This is a genomic window from Streptomyces sp. NPDC005496 (genome assembly GCF_042872045.1).
Taxonomy (GTDB): domain Bacteria; phylum Actinomycetota; class Actinomycetes; order Streptomycetales; family Streptomycetaceae; genus Streptomyces.
This window is the reverse complement of sequence record NZ_JBIAJQ010000011.1, coordinates 229,386-248,496: the sequence shown is the minus strand read 5'-3', so window position 1 is coordinate 248,496 and position 19,111 is coordinate 229,386. Positions and strand designations below refer to the sequence as shown.

Annotated in this window: 15 protein-coding genes; 13 read left to right on the top strand and 2 right to left on the bottom strand. The window is 72.3% G+C overall.

Going from position 1 to position 19,111, the window contains the following annotated elements; translation table 11 throughout:
• Window positions 1-4: 4 nt before the first annotated feature.
• The 5 genes from ACFYQQ_RS30715 to ACFYQQ_RS30695 all read left to right on the top strand — a co-directional run bounded on the left by ACFYQQ_RS30715 (window position 5) and on the right by ACFYQQ_RS30695 (window position 8,287).
• Complete coding sequence (locus ACFYQQ_RS30715) at window positions 5-952, top strand: sugar ABC transporter permease (RefSeq protein ID WP_355781730.1); 948 nt, start codon at window positions 5-7, stop codon at window positions 950-952.
• On the top strand, window positions 949-1,866 hold the full coding sequence (locus tag ACFYQQ_RS30710; protein WP_355781727.1) for a carbohydrate ABC transporter permease: 918 nt from the start codon (window positions 949-951) through the stop codon (window positions 1,864-1,866). The genes ACFYQQ_RS30715 and ACFYQQ_RS30710 overlap by 4 nt, the downstream gene beginning before the upstream one ends.
• 66 nt (window positions 1,867-1,932) lie before the next feature.
• Window positions 1,933-3,165 (top strand): glycosyl hydrolase, encoded by a 1,233-nt coding sequence (locus tag ACFYQQ_RS30705; protein WP_355781725.1) that lies wholly within the window; start codon window positions 1,933-1,935, stop codon window positions 3,163-3,165.
• A gap of 67 nt (window positions 3,166-3,232) precedes the next feature.
• Complete coding sequence (locus tag ACFYQQ_RS30700; RefSeq protein ID WP_355781722.1) at window positions 3,233-5,242, top strand: endo-beta-N-acetylglucosaminidase; 2,010 nt, start codon at window positions 3,233-3,235, stop codon at window positions 5,240-5,242.
• A 27-nt stretch (window positions 5,243-5,269) separates the two neighbouring features.
• Window positions 5,270-8,287 (top strand): glycoside hydrolase family 38 C-terminal domain-containing protein, encoded by a 3,018-nt coding sequence (locus ACFYQQ_RS30695; protein ID WP_356165256.1) that lies wholly within the window; start codon window positions 5,270-5,272, stop codon window positions 8,285-8,287.
• Between the two features lie 411 nt (window positions 8,288-8,698).
• Here the strand turns inward: ACFYQQ_RS30695 and ACFYQQ_RS30690 are convergent, their stop codons facing one another.
• Window positions 8,699-9,421 carry a FadR/GntR family transcriptional regulator gene (locus tag ACFYQQ_RS30690; RefSeq protein WP_356165258.1) on the bottom strand — a complete coding sequence of 241 codons (723 nt, stop codon included), beginning with the start codon at window positions 9,419-9,421 and terminating at the stop codon, window positions 8,699-8,701.
• Window positions 9,422-9,656: 235 nt separating this feature from the next.
• Here ACFYQQ_RS30690 and ACFYQQ_RS30685 point away from each other — a divergent pair, with 235 nt between their 5' ends.
• The 8 genes from ACFYQQ_RS30685 to ACFYQQ_RS30650 are packed head-to-tail and all read left to right on the top strand — an operon-like array spanning window position 9,657 to window position 17,570.
• Window positions 9,657-10,733, top strand: a complete 1,077-nt coding sequence (locus tag ACFYQQ_RS30685) for a sugar ABC transporter substrate-binding protein (RefSeq protein WP_355791857.1) — start codon at window positions 9,657-9,659, stop codon at window positions 10,731-10,733.
• Complete coding sequence (locus ACFYQQ_RS30680) at window positions 10,730-12,232, top strand: sugar ABC transporter ATP-binding protein (protein ID WP_388905916.1); 1,503 nt, start codon at window positions 10,730-10,732, stop codon at window positions 12,230-12,232. Before ACFYQQ_RS30685 ends, ACFYQQ_RS30680 begins: the two co-directional genes overlap by 4 nt.
• The gene (locus ACFYQQ_RS30675) at window positions 12,225-13,259 is read left to right on the top strand and encodes an ABC transporter permease (RefSeq protein WP_356165264.1); all 1,035 of its coding nucleotides are present in this window, start codon (window positions 12,225-12,227) and stop codon (window positions 13,257-13,259) included. The genes ACFYQQ_RS30680 and ACFYQQ_RS30675 overlap by 8 nt, the downstream gene beginning before the upstream one ends.
• Window positions 13,260-13,308: 49 nt before the next feature.
• On the top strand, window positions 13,309-14,664 hold the full coding sequence (locus tag ACFYQQ_RS30670; protein ID WP_355787030.1) for an L-fuconate dehydratase: 1,356 nt from the start codon (window positions 13,309-13,311) through the stop codon (window positions 14,662-14,664).
• Window positions 14,661-15,434, top strand: a complete 774-nt coding sequence (locus ACFYQQ_RS30665; RefSeq protein ID WP_355787024.1) for an SDR family oxidoreductase — start codon at window positions 14,661-14,663, stop codon at window positions 15,432-15,434. Before ACFYQQ_RS30670 ends, ACFYQQ_RS30665 begins: the two co-directional genes overlap by 4 nt.
• A complete protein-coding gene (locus ACFYQQ_RS30660; protein WP_355787021.1) occupies window positions 15,431-16,423 on the top strand; it encodes an aldo/keto reductase in 993 nt (330 codons plus the stop codon). Before ACFYQQ_RS30665 ends, ACFYQQ_RS30660 begins: the two co-directional genes overlap by 4 nt.
• Complete coding sequence (locus ACFYQQ_RS30655) at window positions 16,420-16,734, top strand: L-rhamnose mutarotase (RefSeq protein ID WP_355787018.1); 315 nt, start codon at window positions 16,420-16,422, stop codon at window positions 16,732-16,734. The genes ACFYQQ_RS30660 and ACFYQQ_RS30655 overlap by 4 nt, the downstream gene beginning before the upstream one ends.
• Window positions 16,731-17,570: an amidohydrolase family protein gene (locus ACFYQQ_RS30650; protein WP_388905911.1), complete on the top strand. Its 840-nt coding sequence runs from the start codon at window positions 16,731-16,733 to the stop codon at window positions 17,568-17,570. Before ACFYQQ_RS30655 ends, ACFYQQ_RS30650 begins: the two co-directional genes overlap by 4 nt.
• Here the strand turns inward: ACFYQQ_RS30650 and ACFYQQ_RS30645 are convergent.
• On the bottom strand, window positions 17,558-18,979 hold the full coding sequence (locus ACFYQQ_RS30645; protein ID WP_356165274.1) for a lipase maturation factor family protein: 1,422 nt from the start codon (window positions 18,977-18,979) through the stop codon (window positions 17,558-17,560). The two genes, ACFYQQ_RS30650 and ACFYQQ_RS30645, sit on opposite strands and share 13 nt — an antisense overlap.
• Window positions 18,980-19,111 lie beyond the last annotated feature (132 nt).

Here is a 19,111-nt window from a genome sequence, read left to right as displayed (position 1 = left end):
CGGCATGGCGAGTCCCACCCTGTCCCGGGTGAGCCGTCCACGCGGCGAGCGGCCGCAGGAGCCGGGCGGGCGTCCGCGTCGCGTGCGACGCCATCTCCCCTTCAGCCCCTGGCTGTTCGCCGCACCCGGGCTGCTGATCACGGGCGCGTTCATCCTCTACCCGTTCGTCTCCACGCTGGTCAACGCCTTCACCGACCGCCGGACCCTGATCCCGGGCCACTTCGTGGGCCTGGCCAACTTCCGGGAGCTGCTGCACGACGAGATGTTCTGGATCGGGCTGCGCAACAGTGCGCTGTACGTCGTCGGGGTCGTCCCGGCGCTCGTCCTGCTCCCGCTGCTGCTCGCGCTCCTGGTCCAGAAGAACATCCCCGGCATCACCTTCTTCCGGTCGGCCTTCTACACCCCCGTGGTCGCGTCCATCGTCGTGGTCGGACTGATCTGGGTGTGGCTCCTGGACGAACGCGGCCAGGTGAACTCGCTACTGGAGGCGGTCGGCGTCGGCAAGGTCGGCTTCCTCAGCGACCAGTGGCTGCTCCTGCTGAGCGCCATGGCCGTCACGGTCTGGAAGGGCCTCGGCTACTACATGATCATTTATCTGGCGGCGCTCGCCAACGTGCCGCGCGAACTGCACGAGGCCGCCGCCGTGGACGGCGCGGGCGCGGTACGCCGCTTCCTCACGGTCACGGTGCCCGCCGTCCGCTCCACCATGGTGCTGGTCGGCGCGCTCTCCTCGGTCGCCGCCTTCAAGGTGTTCTCCGAGGTCTACCTGATGGCGGGCCCGGACGGCGGCCCGGCGGGCGAGGACACCACCCTCGTCATGCTCGTCCAGCGCACCGGCACCGGCCTGACCGGCCGGGTCGGCTACGCCTCCGCCATCTCCGTCGTCGTCTTCGTCGTCACCGTCGCGCTCATGCTGCTCGTGCTGCGCGCCGACCGGAAGGAGGACGCGTGAGCACCGCCGAGAAGACCCCCGAGGCCCGCGAGACGCGGCCCGCCACCGGGACCGCCCCCCGGAGGCGCGTCACCGACGAGCGGGGCCGGCAGGTCCGCGCCTGGGAACTGGCCCTGCGCTACCTGCTGTTGCTGGGCGTACTCGCCCTCACCGTCGGACCGTTCGTCTGGCAGCTGTCCACCTCGCTCAAGGGCCCGACCGAGGACATCTTCAGCTCGCCGCCCCGCTTCCTGCCCAACGACCCGACCCTGCACAACTACGGCCGGGTCGCCGACACCATCCCGGTGTGGGACTACGCCCTCAACTCGCTGAAGGTGGCCGCGGCCAACGTCGTCACCAACTGCGTCGGCTCGGCGCTCGCGGGCTACGCCCTGGCCCGGCTGCGCTACCGCGGGCGCTCGGCGGCCACCCTGGTCTTCATCCTCGCCATGCTCGTCCCCGTCGAGGGCATCATCATCGCCCAGTTCACTACCATGCGTGAGCTCGGCCTGAACAACACCCTCATCGGTGTCGTCCTGCCGGGCTGCATCGGCGCGATGAACGTGCTGCTGATGCGCAACGCCTTCCTCAACCTCCCCTACGAGATCGAGGAGGCGGCCGTCGTCGACGGGGCGAACACCTGGCAGCGGTTCCTGCGCATCGCCCTGCCGTCGGTGAAGGGCACCCTCGCCGTGGTCGCGATCTTCGCGTTCATGGGCGCCTGGGACGACTTCCTGTGGCCGCTCATCGTGCTGAGCGACCCGTCTAAGTTCACGCTCACCATCGGCCTCAACTACCTGCACGGCACCTTCGCCAACGACGAACGGCTCGTCGCCGCGGGCACGATCATCGCCGTCGCACCGCTGATCGTCCTCTTCGCCTGCCTCCAGCGGTACTTCTTCCGCGGCGTGGGCGAGGGCGCGGTCAAGGGCTGAGCCCCGCCGCACCCGCGGTGCTCACGGCCGACCTCCCCGCCACTTCCCGATTCGCAAGGATCCCGTATGCCTCCTGCCGTGCGCTTCGGCGTCAACTACACCCCGAGCGAAGGGTGGTTCCACCACTGGCTCGACTTCGACCTCGACGCCGTCCGCGCCGACCTCGACTCCATCGCGCGGCTCGGCCTCGACCACATCCGGGTCTTCCCGCTGTGGCCCTACTTCCAGCCCAACCGCACCCTCGTCCGCCCGCGCGCGGTCGAGCAGCTCGTCGCCCTCGCCGACGCCGCCGCCGAACGCGGGCTCGACGTCAACGTGGACGGCCTTCAGGGCCACCTGTCGAGCTTCGACTACCTGCCGGCGTGGACCCGGACCTGGCACCGGCGGAACATCTTCACCGACCCCCAAGTGGTGGAGGGGGAGGCGGAGTTCGTACGCACCCTCGCCGCCGCCCTCGCGGACCGGCCGAACTTCGTCGGCATGACCGTCGGCAACGAGATCAGCCAGTTCGCGGCCGACCCGCACCCCGACCCGGACCGCGTCACGCCCGCCGAGGCCGAGGCCTGGCTGCTGACCCTGCTCGGCGCCTGCGAGAAGGGCGCGCCGGGCAAGCTGCACCTGCACGCCTCCTACGACGCCACCTGGTACCAGGACGACCAGCCCTTCACACCCGCCCACGCGGCACGGCTCGGCGCGGTCACCGCCGTCCACTCCTGGGTGTTCAACGGCACCGCCCAGCGCCACGGCCGCACCGGCACCGCCACCGAACACCACGCCGCCTACCTCGTCGAGCTCTCCAAGGCGTGGGCGGACGACCCGCACCGGCCCGTCTGGCTCCAGGAGGTGGGCGCCCCCGCGCCGTTGATCCCCGCCGAGCACGCCGCCGCCTTCACCGAGGCGACCGTCGCGAACGCGCTGGACTGCCCCGACCTGTGGGGTGTCACCTGGTGGTGCTCGCACGACGTCAGCCGCGGCCTCGCCGACTTCCCCGAACTCGAATACGGGCTCGGCCTGTTGACCAACGACCGGCGGACGAAGCCCGCGGGCGAGGTCATCGCCCGGATCGCCGCCGAACGGCGGACCCACCGCCCCGCCCCGCGCACCACCGCGCTCGTCGTGGACACCACGCCGGGCCGCTCGGTCTGTGCACCCGGCGGACCCGTCTTCGAGGCCTTCGCGCGGCTGGCCGGCGACGGCGTCCGCCCCACGACCGTCCTCGCGAGCCGCGCCGCCGACCAGGACCACCTCACCGCCCGCGGCATCACCGAGGTCCTCACCCCCGGCCAGGTCATGTCGTAGCCGGGCGCACCTACAGCACCCCCCCCGCAAGCACCGTAGTCCGTCCCCCAACGTTACGGAGCACACCGTGAACCTCAGCAGACGCACCGTCCTGCTCGCCGGAGCCGGCGTCGCCGCCGGGCTCGTCCCAGGCCTGTCCACCGCGGCCGCGGCGGCCACCGGCGACCTCCAGCCGTACGCCTCGTACTGGTACCCCGACTCGCTGCCCGCCGGCAGCCCCGGCGCCGGCATCACCTGGCGCAGCCTCAAGGCGTGGCGGGCCGAGGACGACCCCGACCTGCCCTTCAACACGGCGTCCGTACCGCTGGCCGCGCGCTTCACCCCGACACCGGCGAACCGTACGGCCCGCGACGGCCAGGCCCGGGTCCAGTCCCTCGTCTCCTTCGGCCCGACCGCGGGCAACCCCTCCCAGGGCGCGGCGACGGCCGACTACTACGCCCTCACCCACTGGGCGTACCTCGACGAACTCGTCTTCTGGGGCGGCTCGTCCGGCGAGGGACTGATCCTCGCGCCCAACGCGCCGATCGTCGACGCGGCCCACCGCCACGGCGTGCCCGTTCTCGGCAACGTGTTCCTGCCGCCCGCCGCCTACGGCGGACAGCTCCAGTGGACCCGCGACCTCGTGCAGAAGGACGCGTCCGGGCACCACCCGCTGGCGGAGCGACTCGTCGCGGTCGCCGCCGCGTACGGCTTCGACGGCTGGTTCGTCAACGCCGAGACCGGCGGCGGCGACGCCGCCCTGGCCGCCGACATGCTCGGCTTCCTCGCCGAGCTCAGGACGCTCGGCACCGCGAAGGGGCAGCGCGTCACCTGGTACGACTCGATGACCACGAACGGCTCGGTCAGCTGGCAGGGAGCGCTGAACGACCGGAACAAGGCGTTCTTCCAGGCCGCCGACTCCATGTTCGTCGACTTCCGCTGGTCACGGAGCAGCCTCTCCTCTTCCGCCACGACCGCCCGGCAACTGGACCGCATCCCCTACGAGTTGTGGGCGGGCGTCGACGTCGAGGCCAACGGCACGAACACCTCCGTCGACTGGGACGCCATCGTGCCCGCCGACAAGGACCACGTCGTCTCCCTCGGCCTCTACCGGCCCGAGTGGACCCGCAACCACCTGCCCGCCGGCCGCACCCCCGGCGACTTCCACGCGGCCGACGACGCGTTCTGGACCGGCGCCTCCCTCGACCCCTCCCGGCCCGACACCGGCGCCACCTGGCGTGCCCCGGCGCTCTCCGTCGCCGACCGCTCCACCGTCACCGCCGTCCCCTTCGCCACCACCTTCAACACCGGGCACGGCCTGAAGTGGTACGACGGCGGCAAGGTCACCTCGGACGCGGCGTGGAACCACCTCGGTCTCCAGGACCGGCTGCCCTCCCGCCGCTGGGTCGTGCGCACCACCGGGAGGCGTCCCGCCGTCGCCTTCGACTTCGCGGACGCCTGGCGCGGCGGCAGCAGCGTGCTCGTCGACGGCACTCTCGACGCCCCCGTCACCCTGGACCTCTACGCCACCCGGCTGCCGCTGAGCGCGGACACCGTGGCCGAGCTGACCCACCGCACCGACGCGGGCGCGGTCAGGGTCGAGCTGGGCGTCGCCACCGCCGAACCCGGCACGCCGGGCGGGGCCCCGCCGTACACCTGGTTCCCCGTCGAGGCGGGCAGCGGCGGCTGGCGGACCTCCACCGTGCGGCTGAGCGGGCTGTCCGGGACCGCGCACGCCATCGCCGTCCGGCTCACCCCGGCCCGCCGCGGATCCTCGGTCCGCCTGCGGCTGGGCGGGCTCGCCGTCCGGAACGCGAAGGTGATCCCCGCCGCGCCCACCGGCCTGCGCGTCACCGACGCCGACGGCGGCAGCCTGCGCCTGAGGTGGCAGGCCGCCCCCGGCGCCGTACGCCACTACGAGCTGCACCGCGTCCTGCCCGACGGCACACGCCGCTTCCTCGGCGGCACCTGCCAGCGCGCGTTCTTCGTCAAGGGCCTCGCCCCCGCACAGGGGGAGGCCGCCGCGCGGTTCGAAGTACGCGCGGTGGGGGAGCTGTTCACCATCTCCTCAGCCACCACGACCACCCATACCTGGTAGCCCGCACCCACACCCACGGAGCACTTCATGCATGACGACCGCACCCTGGTCGAAGCCCGCCTCAAGCGCGTCCTCGACGAGCGCATCCGCCCCGCCGTGTATCCCGAGTCCGTACCGCTGGACGTGGCGGTGTGGAACGCGCCGGGCGAGCCCGTGCCGGTCGCCGAGGGCCTGGCGGCCGACCCGGCACCGATCGAGGTCGGCGCGCGCTGGGGTGCTCCGTGGGGCACCAGCTGGTTCCGGGTCACCGGGACCGTCCCGAAGGAGTGGGCGGGACGCCACGTCGAGGCGATCCTCGACCTCGGCTTCGACGAGAACATGCCCGGCTTCCAGTGCGAGGGCCTCGTCTACCGGCCCGACGGCACCCCGGTGAAGGGGCTGAACCCCCGCAACCAGTGGGTTCGGATCGGTGCCCCGGCCGAGGGCGGCGAGGAGGTCCTGCTGCACGTCGAGGCCGCCTCCAACCCGGTGATCCTCGACTACCACCCCTTCGTGCCCACCCCCCTCGGCGACAAGGAGACCGCCGGCACCGAGCCGCAGTACACCCTCACCCGCATGGACCTGGCCGTCTTCGACGAGACGGTGTGGAACCTCGTGATCGACCTGGAGGTGGCCGGCGAGCTGATGGCCGAGCTGCCGGTGGAGTCCGCGCGGCGCTGGGACCTGCTGCGCGCCGTCGAGCGCGCTCTCGACGCCGTCGACCTCCAGGACGTCAACGGCACGGCGGCCGCCGCGCGCGCCCGGCTCGAAGGGGTGCTGGCCGAGCCCGCCGTACCCTCCGCCCACCGCATCAGCGCCGTCGGTCACGCGCACATCGACTCGGCGTGGCTGTGGCCGCTGCGCGAGACCGTGCGCAAGGTGGCCCGCACGACGTCCAACATGACCGCGCTGCTGGAGGACGAGCCCGACTTCGTCTTCGCCATGTCCCAGGCCCAGCAGTGGGCCTGGGTCAAGGAGCACCGGCCCGAGGTGTGGGCGCGGGTGAAGAAGGCCGTCAGCGACGGGCGGTTCGTGCCCGCCGGAGGCATGTGGGTCGAGTCCGACACGAACATGCCGGGGTCGGAGGCGATGGCCCGTCAGTTCGTGCACGGCAAGCGGTTCTTCCTGGAGGAGTTCGGCGTCGAGAACGAGGAGGCGTGGCTGCCCGACACCTTCGGCTTCGCCGCGGGCCTCCCGCAGATCATCAAGGCGGCGGGCTCCAAGTGGCTGCTGACGCAGAAGATCTCGTGGTCGCAGACCAACAAGTTCCCGCACCACACCTTCCAGTGGGAGGGCATCGACGGCACCCGGATCTTCACCCACTTCCCGCCCGTCGACACCTACAACTGCTCCATGAAGGGCAGCGAGATCGCGCACGCCGCGAGCAACTTCAAGGACAAGGGGGTCGCCCGGCACTCCCTGGCGCCCACCGGCTGGGGTGACGGCGGAGGCGGCACGACACGCGAGATGGTCGCCAAGGCGGCCAGGCTGCGGAACCTGGAGGGCTCCGCGACCGTCGTCTGGGAGACCCCCGAGGAGTTCTTCGAGAAGGCGCAGGCCGAGTACCCGAACGCGCCGGTCTGGGTGGGCGAGCTGTACCTGGAGCTGCACCGGGCCACGCTCACCAGCCAGGCCAAGACCAAGCAGGGCAACCGCCGCAGCGAGCACCTCCTGCGGGAGGCCGAGCTCTGGGCGGCGACCGCGGCCGTCCGCACCGGGTTCGCCTACCCCTACGAGGACCTGGACCGCATCTGGAAGACGGTCCTGCTCCACCAGTTCCACGACATCCTGCCCGGCTCGTCCATCGCCTGGGTGCACCGCGAGGCCCGCAGGACGTACGAGCGGGTCGCCGAGGAGCTGAACGCGATCATCGACGCGGCGCAGCGGGCGCTGGCCGGTGAGGGTTCCGCGCCGCTGGTGTTCAACTCGGCGCCGCACACCCGCGACGGGGTCCCGGCGGGCGGCGCCCGGACCCCTGCCGTCCTCGGCGAGACGGCGCTTGAGCCCCGCCCGGACGGCGGCTATGTCCTCGACAACGGGATGCTGCGGGTCGAGATCGACGCGCGGGGCCTGGTCGTCTCCGCGTACGACCTGGCCGCCGACCGCGAGACGGTCGCACCCGGACAGGCCGCCAACCTGCTGCAACTGCACCCCGACTTCCCGAACATGTGGGACGCCTGGGACGTCGACGAGTTCTACCGCAACACCGTCACCGACCTGGTCGACGCCGACGAGGTGGCGCCCGGCGACGACGGTGTCTCGGTACGGGTCGTCCGCTCCTTCGGCGCGTCACGGGTCACCCAGGTGCTGTCGCTCGCCCCCGGCGAACAGCGACTCGGCATCGACACCGAGGTCGACTGGCACGAGACCGAGAAGTTCCTGAAGCTCGCGTTCCCGCTCGACGTGCACGCCGAGCGGTACGCCTCCGAGACGCAGTTCGGGCACTTCCACCGGCCGACGCACACCAACACCAGCTGGGAGGCCGCCAAGTTCGAGGCCTGCAACCACCGGTTCGTGCACGTCGAGGAGCCCGGCTGGGGCGTGGCCGTCGTCAACGACTCGACGTACGGCCACGACGTGACCCGTACCGTGCGCGACGGCGACTCCGGTACGACCACCACCGTGCGGGTCTCGCTGCTGCGCGCCCCGCGGTTCCCCGACCCCGAGACCGACCAGGGTGTGCACCGGTTCCGGCACGCGCTGGTGCCGGGGGCGGCGATCGGTGACGCGGTGCGCGAGGGGTGGCGGATCAACCTGCCGGAGCGGCGGGTGTCGGGCTCCCAGGAGGTCGCGCCGCTCGTCACCGTCGAGCAGGACGCCGTCGTGGTGACGGCGGTCAAGCTCGCCGACGACGGGAGCGGGGACGTGGTCGTCCGGTTCCACGAGTCCCGGGGCGGGCGGTCGCGGGTCACCCTCACGGCAGGGTTCCCCTTCGAGGACGTCACCGTGACGGATCTGCTGGAGCGGCCGCTCGCCGATGCGGTGGGGCCCGAGCGGGACGGGGGGCGGCTTCGGATGCCGTTGCGGCCGTTCGAGTTGGTGACGCTTCGGTTGAAGCGGGGGTGATCACCTTGCGGTGAGGGCCCTTGGGGGGTGTCCCCGGGGTTCCTTGCCGGGTGGCGGCGGGTTCAGTCCCGACGTGCGGTGTCGGGGCTGGGGCCTGCTTCTCCGGCGCCGGAGGGGGTGGGGTCGCGTGACCAGGGTTCCCCGCTCCGGGGTGGCTTCGGTTCCGACTCGGGGCTCCGCCCCGGGCCCCGCTCCTCAAACGCCGGAGGGGCTGATTTTGTGCGCCCGGGCCGGTCGGGTGACGGGGCGGCTCCGGTCCCGACTCGGGGCTCCGCCCCGGGCCCCGCTCCTCAAACGCCGGAGGGGCTGGGTTTGTGGACCTGGCCTTTCGGGCCCGCTCCTCAAGCGCCGGAGGGGCTGGAGCTGCGCGCCGCATGCTGTTCAGCCGGCCACGGAGAACCCTTGCCGTTCTCACGGCTCCAGCTGGCTGCGTAGCCACTGTTCCACCTCGCCCACGTGGGCTGCCGCCGCCGCTCGGGCCGCTTCCGGGTCGCGGGCCACGAGGGCGCGGTGGATCGCGGCGTGCTCGCGGCGGGTGCGCTCGAAGGCGCCCTCCTCCTGGTAGCCGCGCCACACCCGGGCGCGGAAGGTGCGGGAGGAGAGCCCCTCCAGGATCGCGGCCATGGTCTCGTTGCCCGCCGCGGCGCCGATCGCGCGGTGGAAGGCGAGGTCGTGGGCGAGGATCTCCTCGGGGTCGTCCGTCGCGTTCATCGCCAGCAGGTGCTTCTCGACCTCGGCGAGCTGGTCGGGCGTGATGCGCGCGGCGGCCAGGGCGGTCGCCGTCGATTCGAGGACGCGGCGCACCTCGAGGAGTTCGACGAGCCGCGGTCCCCGGGAGAGGTCGGCCACGACACCGAAGGTCTCCAGCAGGTCCCCGGCCTCCAACTGCGTGACGTAGATGCCCGATCCGTGCCGGGCCTCCAGGACGCCGAGGACGGTGAGCGCCCGGATCGCCTCGCGCATCGAGCTGCGGGACATGCCGAGCTGTGCCGCGAGGTCCCGCTCGGTGGGCAGCCGCTGGCCGGGCTCCAGGCGGCCCTCGCCGATCATCGCCTTGATCCGCTCGATGGCGCGCTGCGTCACCGTGCACTTCGGCGGTGCCGTCTGCGCTTCCCGAGGCTGGCTCTCGTCCACGCCGCTTCCTCCTGTTGCCGGGTGCGCGCAGTCTAATCACCCATGTGGTCGGACCACTACGGCCGGAAACCGGGAAAAGTTGGCTCCGGAGGGTGTTGTGGCTCCCAAGTGGTCTGATAAATATTCGTCGCGGTCGGCAGAGGGACTTCCGGCCGGGGCCGTGCCGGGGTCGTAGGCCCACGCGCTCGACCAGCATCCGATCACTGCTCGATCACGCTCGATGAGGAGCCGTCAGATGGCCGGCAGAACTGTGCGGAACAGGCGAGGCACGTCACGGGCGGTGCGTGCGGCGGCTGCGGCCGTCTGCGTCGCCCTCGCGCTCACGGCATGCGGGAGCACCAAGGACACCGCGGTCGGCGGCGGCGGGAAGGGCGACGGCAGCGGCAAGGTCGGGGTGATCCTGCCCCTGCTGACCTCGCCGTTCTGGCAGTCGTACAACGACTACGTGCCGAAGATGGCGAAGTCCGAGGGCGTGGACGCGCTGAAGACGGTCAACTCCAACAGCGATCCCTCGCAGCAGATCACCGACATCAACAACCAGCTGAACCAGGGCGTGAAGGGCCTGGTCGTGGCCCCGCTGGACAGTGCCGCGATCGCCGCCGGGCTGGACCAGGCCGAGCGCAAGGGCGTCCCCGTGGTCGCCGTCGACGTCGCCCCCGAGAAGGGCAAGGTGGCCATGGTCGTACGCGCGAACAACGTCGCCTACGGCGAGAAGGCCTGCGACTACCTGGGCAAGCAGATCACCTCGGGCAAGGTCGTGCAGATCATGGGCGACCTGGCGTCCGTCAACGGCCGGGAGCGCTCCGAGGCGTTCCGCACCTGCGTGAAGAAGAAGCACCCGAAACTGAAGGTCCTGGAGATCCCGGCGAAGTGGGAGTCCGACACCGCCGCCTCGAAGCTGGACACCCTCCTGAACGCCAACCCCGACATCAAGGGCATCTACCTCCAGGCGGGCGGCGTCTACCTCGCCCCGACCCTGCAGACGCTCAAGTCCAAGGGCATGCTCAGGACGACGGGTGCCAAGGGCCACATCACGATCGTCTCGAACGACGGCATCCCGCAGGAGTTCGACGCCATCCGCAAGGGCCAGATCGACGCCACCGTCTCGCAGCCCGCCGACTCGTACGCCAAGTACGGCATGTACTACATCAAGGCGGCGATGCGCGGGAAGACGTTCGAGCCCGGTCCCACCGACCACGACTCGGAGATCGTCAGGCTGCCCGGCGGAATCCTGGAGGACCAGCTGCCCGCGCCGCTGGTGACCAAGGACAACGTCGACGACGCCGAGCTGTGGGGCAACACGGTCGGATGAGCACACCACTTGTGGAGGCGCGGGGGATAGCCAAGCGGTACGGTCCCACCGTCGCGCTCCGGGACGGCCAGCTCACCGTCATGCCGGGGGAGTCGCACGCGCTCGTCGGACGCAACGGCGCCGGCAAGTCCACCCTGGTCGCCGTCCTCACCGGCCTCCAGGCGCCCGACGAGGGGACCGTCCGCTTCGACGGCGAGAGCGCGCCGCCGCTCGCCGACCGCGACGCCTGGCGCCGCAGAGTGGCGTGCGTCTACCAGAAACCCACCGTGGTACCGGAGTTGTCGGTCGCCGAGAACCTCTTCGTCAACCGGCAGCCGGTGGGCCGCGGCGGGTTCATCAGCTGGCGCAGGCTCAGAGCACAGGCGGCCGAGGTGCTGGAGACCTGGGACGTGCGTGTCGACCCGGACGCCCGGACCGCGGACCTCAAGGTCGAGGACCGCCAAATGGTCGAGATCGCGCGGGCGTTGAGCTTCGGCGCTCGGTTCATCGTCCTGGACGAGCCGACCGCGCAGCTCGACAACCGGGAGATCGACCGCCTCTTCACCCGCATGCGCGCGCTCCAGGACTCCGGCGTCACCTTCCTGTTCATCTCGCACCACCTCCAGGAGGTCTACGAGGTCTGCCAGACCGTGACCGTGCTGCGCGACGCCCGATGGATCACCACCGCACCGGTCGCCGAACTCCCGCGCCCGGCACTGGTGGAGGCGATGGCCGGGGAGTCCCTCGCCGTCGCCGAACGGGCCGCGGTCCGCACGGCCGCGGTGGACGAGGACGCGCCCGTCGTGCTCGACACCCGGGGGCTCTCGTCCGAGGCGTACGCGGAGGTCGACCTGAGCGTCCGCCAGGGCGAGGTCGTCGGCCTCGCCGGGTCCAGCGGCAGCGGCAAGATCCAGCTCGCCGAGTCGTTCGCGGGACTGCACACGCCGACCGCCGGCACCGCCCGACTGGACGGCGAACCGCTCCCGTTCGGCGACGTGCGGGCGGCGCTGCGGGCCGGGGTCGGCTGCGTCCCCCGTGACCGGCACGAGCAGGGCCTCGTCCCCGCGATGAGCGTCGGCGACAACGCCACCATGACCGTCCCGGACCGTCTCGGCCGCCACGGCTTCATCGGCACCGACCGCAGACGCGGCCTCGCCGGCGAGCTGATCCGGCGCCTCGGCATCCACACCGAGGGCCCGGAACAGCCAGTCTCGGACCTCTCCGGCGGCAACGCGCAGAAGGTCGTCATGGCCCGCGCCCTCGCCTCCGACCCCCGGCTCCTCGTCCTGATCAACCCCACAGCGGGCGTCGACGTGAAGTCCAAGGAGTCCTTGCTCGCCCGCATGGACAGCGCCCGCGAGGACGGCACCGCCGTGCTCGTCGTCTCCGACGAACTCGACGACCTGCGCCGCTGCGACCGGGTGCTCGTCCTCTTCCACGGCCGCGTCGTCGCCGAGCACCCGGCCGGCTGGCGCGACCACGAGCTGATCGCCTCCATCGAAGGAGTGGACCATGGCTGACACGAAGGCCCCGTCGGCCTCGACCCCCGCCTCCGTCCGCGCGCCCGCGGGCCGCGCCGGGCAGTCCGTCCTGCTGCGCCGCGCCCGCGAACTCGCCCTCGTCCCCGCGCTGTTGCTGCTGCTCGTCCTCGGCGCCGTGCTCAACGACTCCTTCCTCACCGAGCGCAACCTGATCTCCGTCCTGGGCGCCTCCGCCGCCCTCGCCATGGTGGTGCTCGCCGAGTCGCTGGTCCTCATCACCGGCAAGTTCGACCTGTCCCTCGAATCCGTCGTCGGCATCGCGCCGGCGGTCGGGGCGCTGCTGGTCCTGCCCGCCGCCCAGTCCGGCTGGGGCGCGGAGCTCCCCGCCGCGCTGGCCCTGTTCGCGATCCTCGTCGTGGGCGCCGCCATCGGCGCCTTCAACGGCATCCTCGTCGTGAAGTTCAAACTCAACGCGTTCATCGTGACGCTGGCGATGCTGATCATCCTGCGCGGCCTGCTGGTCGGCGCCACCAAGGGCAAGACGCTGTTCGGGATGCCCGACGCGTTCTTCTCCCTGGCCACCACCACCTTCCTGCGCGTCCCGCTGTCCGTGTGGCTGGCCGCCGTCGCGTTCGGCGTCGCCGGGCTGGTCCTCAAGTACCACCGGGTCGGGCGCGCGCTGTACGCGATCGGGGGCAACGCGGACGCGGCCAGGGCGGCCGGCATCCGCGTCGAGCGCGTGATGCTCGGGGTGTTCGTCGTCGCGGGAGTCCTCGCCTCGGTCGGCGGGATCATGCAGACCGGTTACGTGGGGGCGATCAGCGCCAACCAGGGCAACAACATGATCTTCACCGTGTTCGCGGCGGCGGTCATCGGCGGCATCAGCCTCGACGGCGGCAAGGGCACCATGTTCGGCGCCCTCACCGGCGTCCTGCTCCTCGGTGTCGTGCAGAACCTGCTCACCCTCGCCCAGGTGCCGTCCTTCTGGATCCAGGCCATCTACGGCGGGATCATCCTCGTCGCCCTGATGATCGCCCGCCTGACGACGGGACGCGCCCAGGACTGACCCCCGGCCGACGCCCGCACGCCCCGAGTCCCGGACCGAAAGGCCTCCCGTGTCCCCAACCGCCGCCCGCGTCACCGCGGTCGACACCTACGACATCCGCTTCCCGACCTCGCGCGAACTCGACGGGTCCGACGCGATGAACCCCGACCCCGACTACTCGGCGGCGTACGTCGTGCTGCGCACCGACGCGGCCGACGGCCACGAGGGCCACGGCTTCACGTTCACCATCGGGCGGGGCAACGAGGTCCAGGTCGCCGCGATCGAGGCCCTGCGGGCACACGTGACCGGACGCCCCGTCGACGAACTGTGCGCCGACCCGGGTTCGCTGAGCCGGGACCTGGTCGGCGACAGCCAACTGCGCTGGCTCGGGCCCGAGAAGGGCGTGATGCACATGGCGATCGGCGCCGTCGTCAACGCCGTCTGGGACCTGGCCGCCAAGCGCGCGGGCAAGCCGCTGTGGCAGCTCCTCGCGGACGCCGAACCGCGGTGGCTGGTCGGGCAGATCGACTTCCGCTACCTCACGGACGCCCTCACCCCCGAGGAGGCGCTGGCGCTGCTGCGCCACGGCCGGGAGGGGGCAGCGGAACGCGCCGCGACCCTGCGGGAGAAGGGCTTCCCCGCCTACACCACCTCACCCGGCTGGCTCGGCTACAGCGACGAGAAACTGACCCGCCTGGCCGCCCAGGCCGTCGCTGACGGCTTCACCCAGATCAAGCTGAAGGTCGGCGCGGACCGCGCGGACGACGTACGCCGGCTGCGGGTGGCGCGCTCGGTGGTCGGTCCCGGCATCCGCGTCGCGATCGACGCCAACCAGCGCTGGAACGTCGACGAGGCGATCACCTGGGTCGACTCCCTCGCCGAGTTCGAGCCCTACTGGATCGAGGAACCGACCAGCCCCGACGACGTCCTCGGCCACGCCGCGGTCCGCAGGGCCGTCGCCCCGGTCAAGGTCGCCACCGGCGAACACGTGCAGAACCGCGTCGTCTTCAAGCAACTGCTCCAGGCCGGCGCCGTCGACATCCTGCAGATCGACGCGGCCCGCGTCGGCGGCGTCAACGAGAACCTCGCCATCCTGCTGCTCGCGGCCAAGTACGGCGTACCCGTCTGCCCGCACGCCGGCGGGGTGGGGCTGTGCGAACTCGTCCAGCACCTGTCGATGTTCGACTACGTGTCCCTCGCCGGCACCACCGACGACCGGGTCATCGAGTACGTCGACCACCTGCACGACCACTTCGTCGACCCCGTGGTGATCCGCGGGGGTCACTACGCGGCGCCCACCGCACCCGGCTTCTCCGCCACCATGCGGCCCGAGTCCATCGCGGAGTACACCTTCCCCGGAGGTACCTTCTGGGCAGCCGACCTCGCACAGCAGTCACGCACCGACCCGAAGGAGAAAGCGGCATGACGGCCTCTCAGGAACGCGGGGACTTCACGGGTCTCAGGGCGCTCGTGACGGGCGGGGCCTCCGGCATCGGCCGGGCCGCGGCCGAACTCCTCGCCGCCCGCGGCGCCCGCGTCGCCGTGCTCGACCTCGAACCGGGCGGGGTGGCCGCCCCGCTGCTCGGGTACCGGGCCGACGTCTCCGACGACGCGTCCGTGCGGTCGGCGGTGGCCGCCGCGCTGACGGAGCTGGGCGGACTCGACGTGCTCGTCAACAACGCGGGCATCGGCGCCCAGGGCACGGTCGAGGACAACGACGACGAGCAGTGGCACCGGGTCCTGGACGTCAACGTCCTCGGCATCGTGCGCACGACCCGCGCCGCCCTGCCCGCCCTGCGGGAGTCCGCGCACGCGTCCGTCGTCAACACCTGCTCGGTCGCCGCCACGGCGGGCCTGCCCCAGCGCGCGCTGTACTCCGCCTCGAAGGGCGCCGTCCTCTCCCTCACGCTCGCCATGGCCGCCGACCACGTCCGCGAGGGCATCCGCGTCAACTGCGTCAACCCCGGCACCGTGGACACCCCCTGGGTGGGACGCCTGCTCGACGCGGCTCCCGACCCCGGCGCCGAGCGGGCCGCGCTGGAAGCCCGGCAGCCCACCGGACGCCTCGTGTCGGCGGCCGAGGTCGCGGGGGCCATCGCGTACCTGGCGAGCCCCCTGTCCGGCGCCACCACCGGCACCGCCCTGGCCGTGGACGGCGGCATGCAGGGGCTGCGACCGCGTCCGGCCGCCCGGTGAGCCCGCTCGGGCGCAGCGGCGTCGAGACCGGCCCCCTCGGCTTCGGCGCGGCGGGCATCGGCAACCTGTACACCCCCGTCGGCGAGGAAGAGGCACGACGGGCGGTGGACGCCGCCTGGGCGGCCGGCATCCGCTACTTCGACACGGCCCCGCACTACGGCCTCGGCCTCTCCGAGCGCCGCCTCGGTGCCGCCCTGCGCGACCGGCCCCGCGCCGACTACGTCCTCTCCACCAAGGTGGGCCGCCGCCTCGAGCCCACCGACGCGGGCGGCGACGACCTCGCCAACGGCTTCGCCGTGCCCGCCGGCCACCGCCGGGTCTGGGACTTCGGCGCCGACGGCGTGCGGCGCACCCTGGAGGCCGCGCTCACCCGGCTCGGCGTCGACCGCGTCGACATCGTCTACCTCCACGACCCGGACGACCACGCCGAGCAGGCGTTCCGCGAGGGCTACCCCGCGCTCGAGAAGCTGCGCGCGGAAGGCGTGGTGCGGGCCATCGGCGCGGGCATGAACCAGACCGCGATGCTCACCCGTTTCGTGCGCGAGACGGACGTCGACGTCGTGCTGTGCGCCGGCCGCTACACCCTGCTCGACCACGGGGCGCTGGCCGACCTGCTGCCCGCGGCCCGGGAACGCGGCACCTCCGTCGTCGTCGGCGGTGCCTTCAACTCGGGCCTGCTGGCGGACCCGCGACCGGGAGCGACGTACGACTACGCCGCGGCGCCGCACGAGCTGCTGGAGCGGGCCCTGCGCCTGAAGACCCTGGCCGAACGGCACGGCACCACGCTGCGCGCCGCCGCCCTCGCCTTCCCCGCGGCGCATCCGGCGGTCGCGAGCGTCCTCGTCGGCGCCCGCTCGGCCGCCGAAGTACGGGACTGCGCCGAGCAGTTCGCGACGCCGGTGCCGGCCGCCTTCTGGCAGGAGCTGCGCGAGCAGCGCCTGCTGCCCGAGGACGCCCCCGTCCCCGTACCGGGGGAGCAGCCGTCGTGAGGGTCGCCCTGCACACCAGGGTCCGCGCGGACGCCGTCGCCGCCTACGAGGCCGCCCACCGCGAGGTGCCCGAGGAGCTGACCGCCGCGATCCGGGCCGCCGGGGCCACGCGATGGACGATCTGGCGCAGCGGCACCGACCTCTTCCACGTCCTGGAGTGCGAGGACTACCGGCGGCTGCTCGCCGAGCTGGAGAGGCTGCCGGTGAACGTCGCCTGGCAGGCCCGCATGGCCGAACTGCTCGACGTCGTCCACGACTACTCCGGCGCGGGCGGCGACGCGGGCCTGCCCGTCGTGTGGGAGCTGCCGTGAGCGTCGACGCGCACCACCACCTGTGGGACCTCTCCGTCCGCGACCAGGACTGGATCACCGGTCCGGAACTGCTGCCGCTACGGCGGGACTTCACCCTCGGCGACCTCGAACCGCAGGCAGGCGCCGCGGGCGTGGAACGCACCGTGCTCGTCCAGACGGTGACCGTCCCCGAGGAGACTCCCGAACTCCTGCTCCTCGCCCGGGGCAGCGAGCTGATCGGGGGAGTGGTCGGATGGGCCGACCTGACCCGCCCGGACATTGCCGAGGAACTGGCACGGCTGGCGGAACTGCCCGGCGGCCGGTACCTGCGGGGCGTCCGGCACCAGGTCCAGGGGGAGCCGGACCCGGCCTGGCTGCTGCGGCCCGAGGTGCGGCGGGGACTGGCGGCCGTCGCGGCGGCGGGACTCGTGTACGACCTGGTCGTCCTGCCGCGGCAGCTCGCGGCCTGCGTCGGGGCGGCCGCCGCCCTGCCCGGGCTGACGTTCGTCCTGGACCACCTCGGCAAACCGCCCGTCGCCTCCGGCGAGCTGGAGCCCTGGGCCTCCGGCGTCCGGGCTTTCGCGGCCCTCCCCAACACCGTCTGCAAGCTCTCCGGCCTGGTCACCGAGGCGGATCCCGCCCACTGGAGCACCGGCGACCTGCGTCCGTACGCCGACACCGTCCTGGACGCCTTCGGCCCCGGCCGCCTGATGTTCGGCTCGGACTGGCCGGTGTGCACCCTCGCCGCGAGCTACGCCGAAGTGGTCGACTCCGCACACGAGTTGACGCGGGAGCTGAGCGCCGGTGAACGCGCCGACGTCCTCACCCGCACCGCCACCCGCGTCTACCGCCTCTGAGAGCCCGCGTCCAGCCGCGTCGGCGGCAGGAACTCCCGCACGTACGTCCGGTGCCAGCACGCGCCCGTCTCGCGCAGTTCCCGCCAGGTCGTGTAGCGGTAGCGGAAGAGACGGGCCCGCACGAACCGCGGGGGGCTGTCCGAGGGGAACGGCGAACGGCGCAGGAGCCGCAGCGTGGCACGGTCGTTCTCCAGCAGCCGCTCCACCAGCACCCCGAACCACGGCCCGGCGTACGCGGGGGACAGGCCCACGAACCACATCATCCAGTCGAGCCGCAGATGGTACGGGGCGAACTGCCGTGGCCAGCGCCGTGGATCACCCGGCTTGCCGCGGAACTCGTACTCCCGCCAGTTACCGTCCTCCCGCGCCGTCTCGTCGGCGGTGCCCTCGACGACCACCTCGTAGCGGACGCGGCTGACGCTGCCGAACGCGCCGTAGGTGTTGACCAGATGAAGTGGGTCGAAGGAGCGGTTCATCACCTGGCGCCGGGACACGAGGTTGCGCGCCGGGCGGTAGCTCAGGGCCAGCAGCACCACGGCGACGGCCAGGACGACGACCTCGTACCAGAGCGGCGGCGCGGAGGTGTCCGGGGCCGACACGGGGAACTGCACTGCGGACAGCGCCAGCACGATCGTGATCCAGTTCAGCCAGGAGAAGTTGCCCGACAGGACCAGCCACAGCTGCGTGAGGATCATCAGCGCCGCGGCCGCCGTCGCGACCGGCTGCGGCGCGAACAGCAGTACCGGGACCACCAGTTGGGTGAAGTGGTTGGCGGCCACCTCGACGCGGTGCACGGGTCTGGGCAGGTGGTGGAAGAACCAGCTCAGCGGACCCGGCATCGGCTGCGTCTCGTGGTGGTGGTCCAGGCACGTCAGTTTGCGCCAGCACTCGTCGCCGCGCAGCTTGATCAGCCCCGCGCCGAACTCGACCCGGAACAGCACCCAGCGCAGCAGGAAGAGGACGACGACCGGCGGCGCCACCTCGTCGTTGCCCAGGAACACCGCGAGGAACCCGACCTCCAGGAGCAGGGACTCCCAGCCGAAGCCGTACCAGGTCTGGCCGACGTTCACGACCGACAGGTACAGGGCCCAGGGGACCAGCCACAGCAGCATGCCGCCCCACAGGGGCAGACGCGAGTCCAGCCCCGCGAGCAGCGCCGCCGACACCGCGCAGCCGGCCCAGCACCAGAGCGCGAAGAACCGGTCCGAGTAGTGGAGGTGGAACACGCTCGGCGCGCGGCGGAACGGCACCCGGGCGACGAAGCGGGGCACGGGCAGCATCCCGCGCTCCCCGAGAAGCGCCCGGAACTGGAGCGCCGCCGTCAGGAACGCCACCAGGTACACGCCGGCCAGCGAGCGCTGGAAGACCGCCCGGCTCAGCCAGTACCCGGATGCCGAGAACCACTCCACGACCGCCTCCTCGTTCCACCTCCAGTGTGACGCTGCGTTACCGCTGTCGGCACCCGCCACACTCACCCGGACGCCGCAACCGGTCCCGGCGGCGTCCCGGAGCCCGCGGGAGACCGCACGAAGGGCGCCCAT

Excerpts from the sequence above, each read along its gene's own strand:
- ACFYQQ_RS30715 (WP_355781730.1), top strand. The coding sequence starts at position 5 with ATGGCGAGTCCCACCCTGTCCCGGGTGAGCCGTCCACGCGGCGAGCGG.
- ACFYQQ_RS30705 (WP_355781725.1), top strand. The coding sequence starts at position 1,933 with ATGCCTCCTGCCGTGCGCTTCGGCGTCAACTACACCCCGAGCGAAGGG.
- ACFYQQ_RS30695 (WP_356165256.1), top strand. The coding sequence starts at position 5,270 with ATGCATGACGACCGCACCCTGGTCGAAGCCCGCCTCAAGCGCGTCCTC.
- ACFYQQ_RS30685 (WP_355791857.1), top strand. The coding sequence starts at position 9,657 with ATGGCCGGCAGAACTGTGCGGAACAGGCGAGGCACGTCACGGGCGGTG.
- ACFYQQ_RS30680 (WP_388905916.1), top strand. The coding sequence starts at position 10,730 with ATGAGCACACCACTTGTGGAGGCGCGGGGGATAGCCAAGCGGTACGGT.
- ACFYQQ_RS30675 (WP_356165264.1), top strand. The coding sequence starts at position 12,225 with ATGGCTGACACGAAGGCCCCGTCGGCCTCGACCCCCGCCTCCGTCCGC.
- ACFYQQ_RS30665 (WP_355787024.1), top strand. The coding sequence starts at position 14,661 with ATGACGGCCTCTCAGGAACGCGGGGACTTCACGGGTCTCAGGGCGCTC.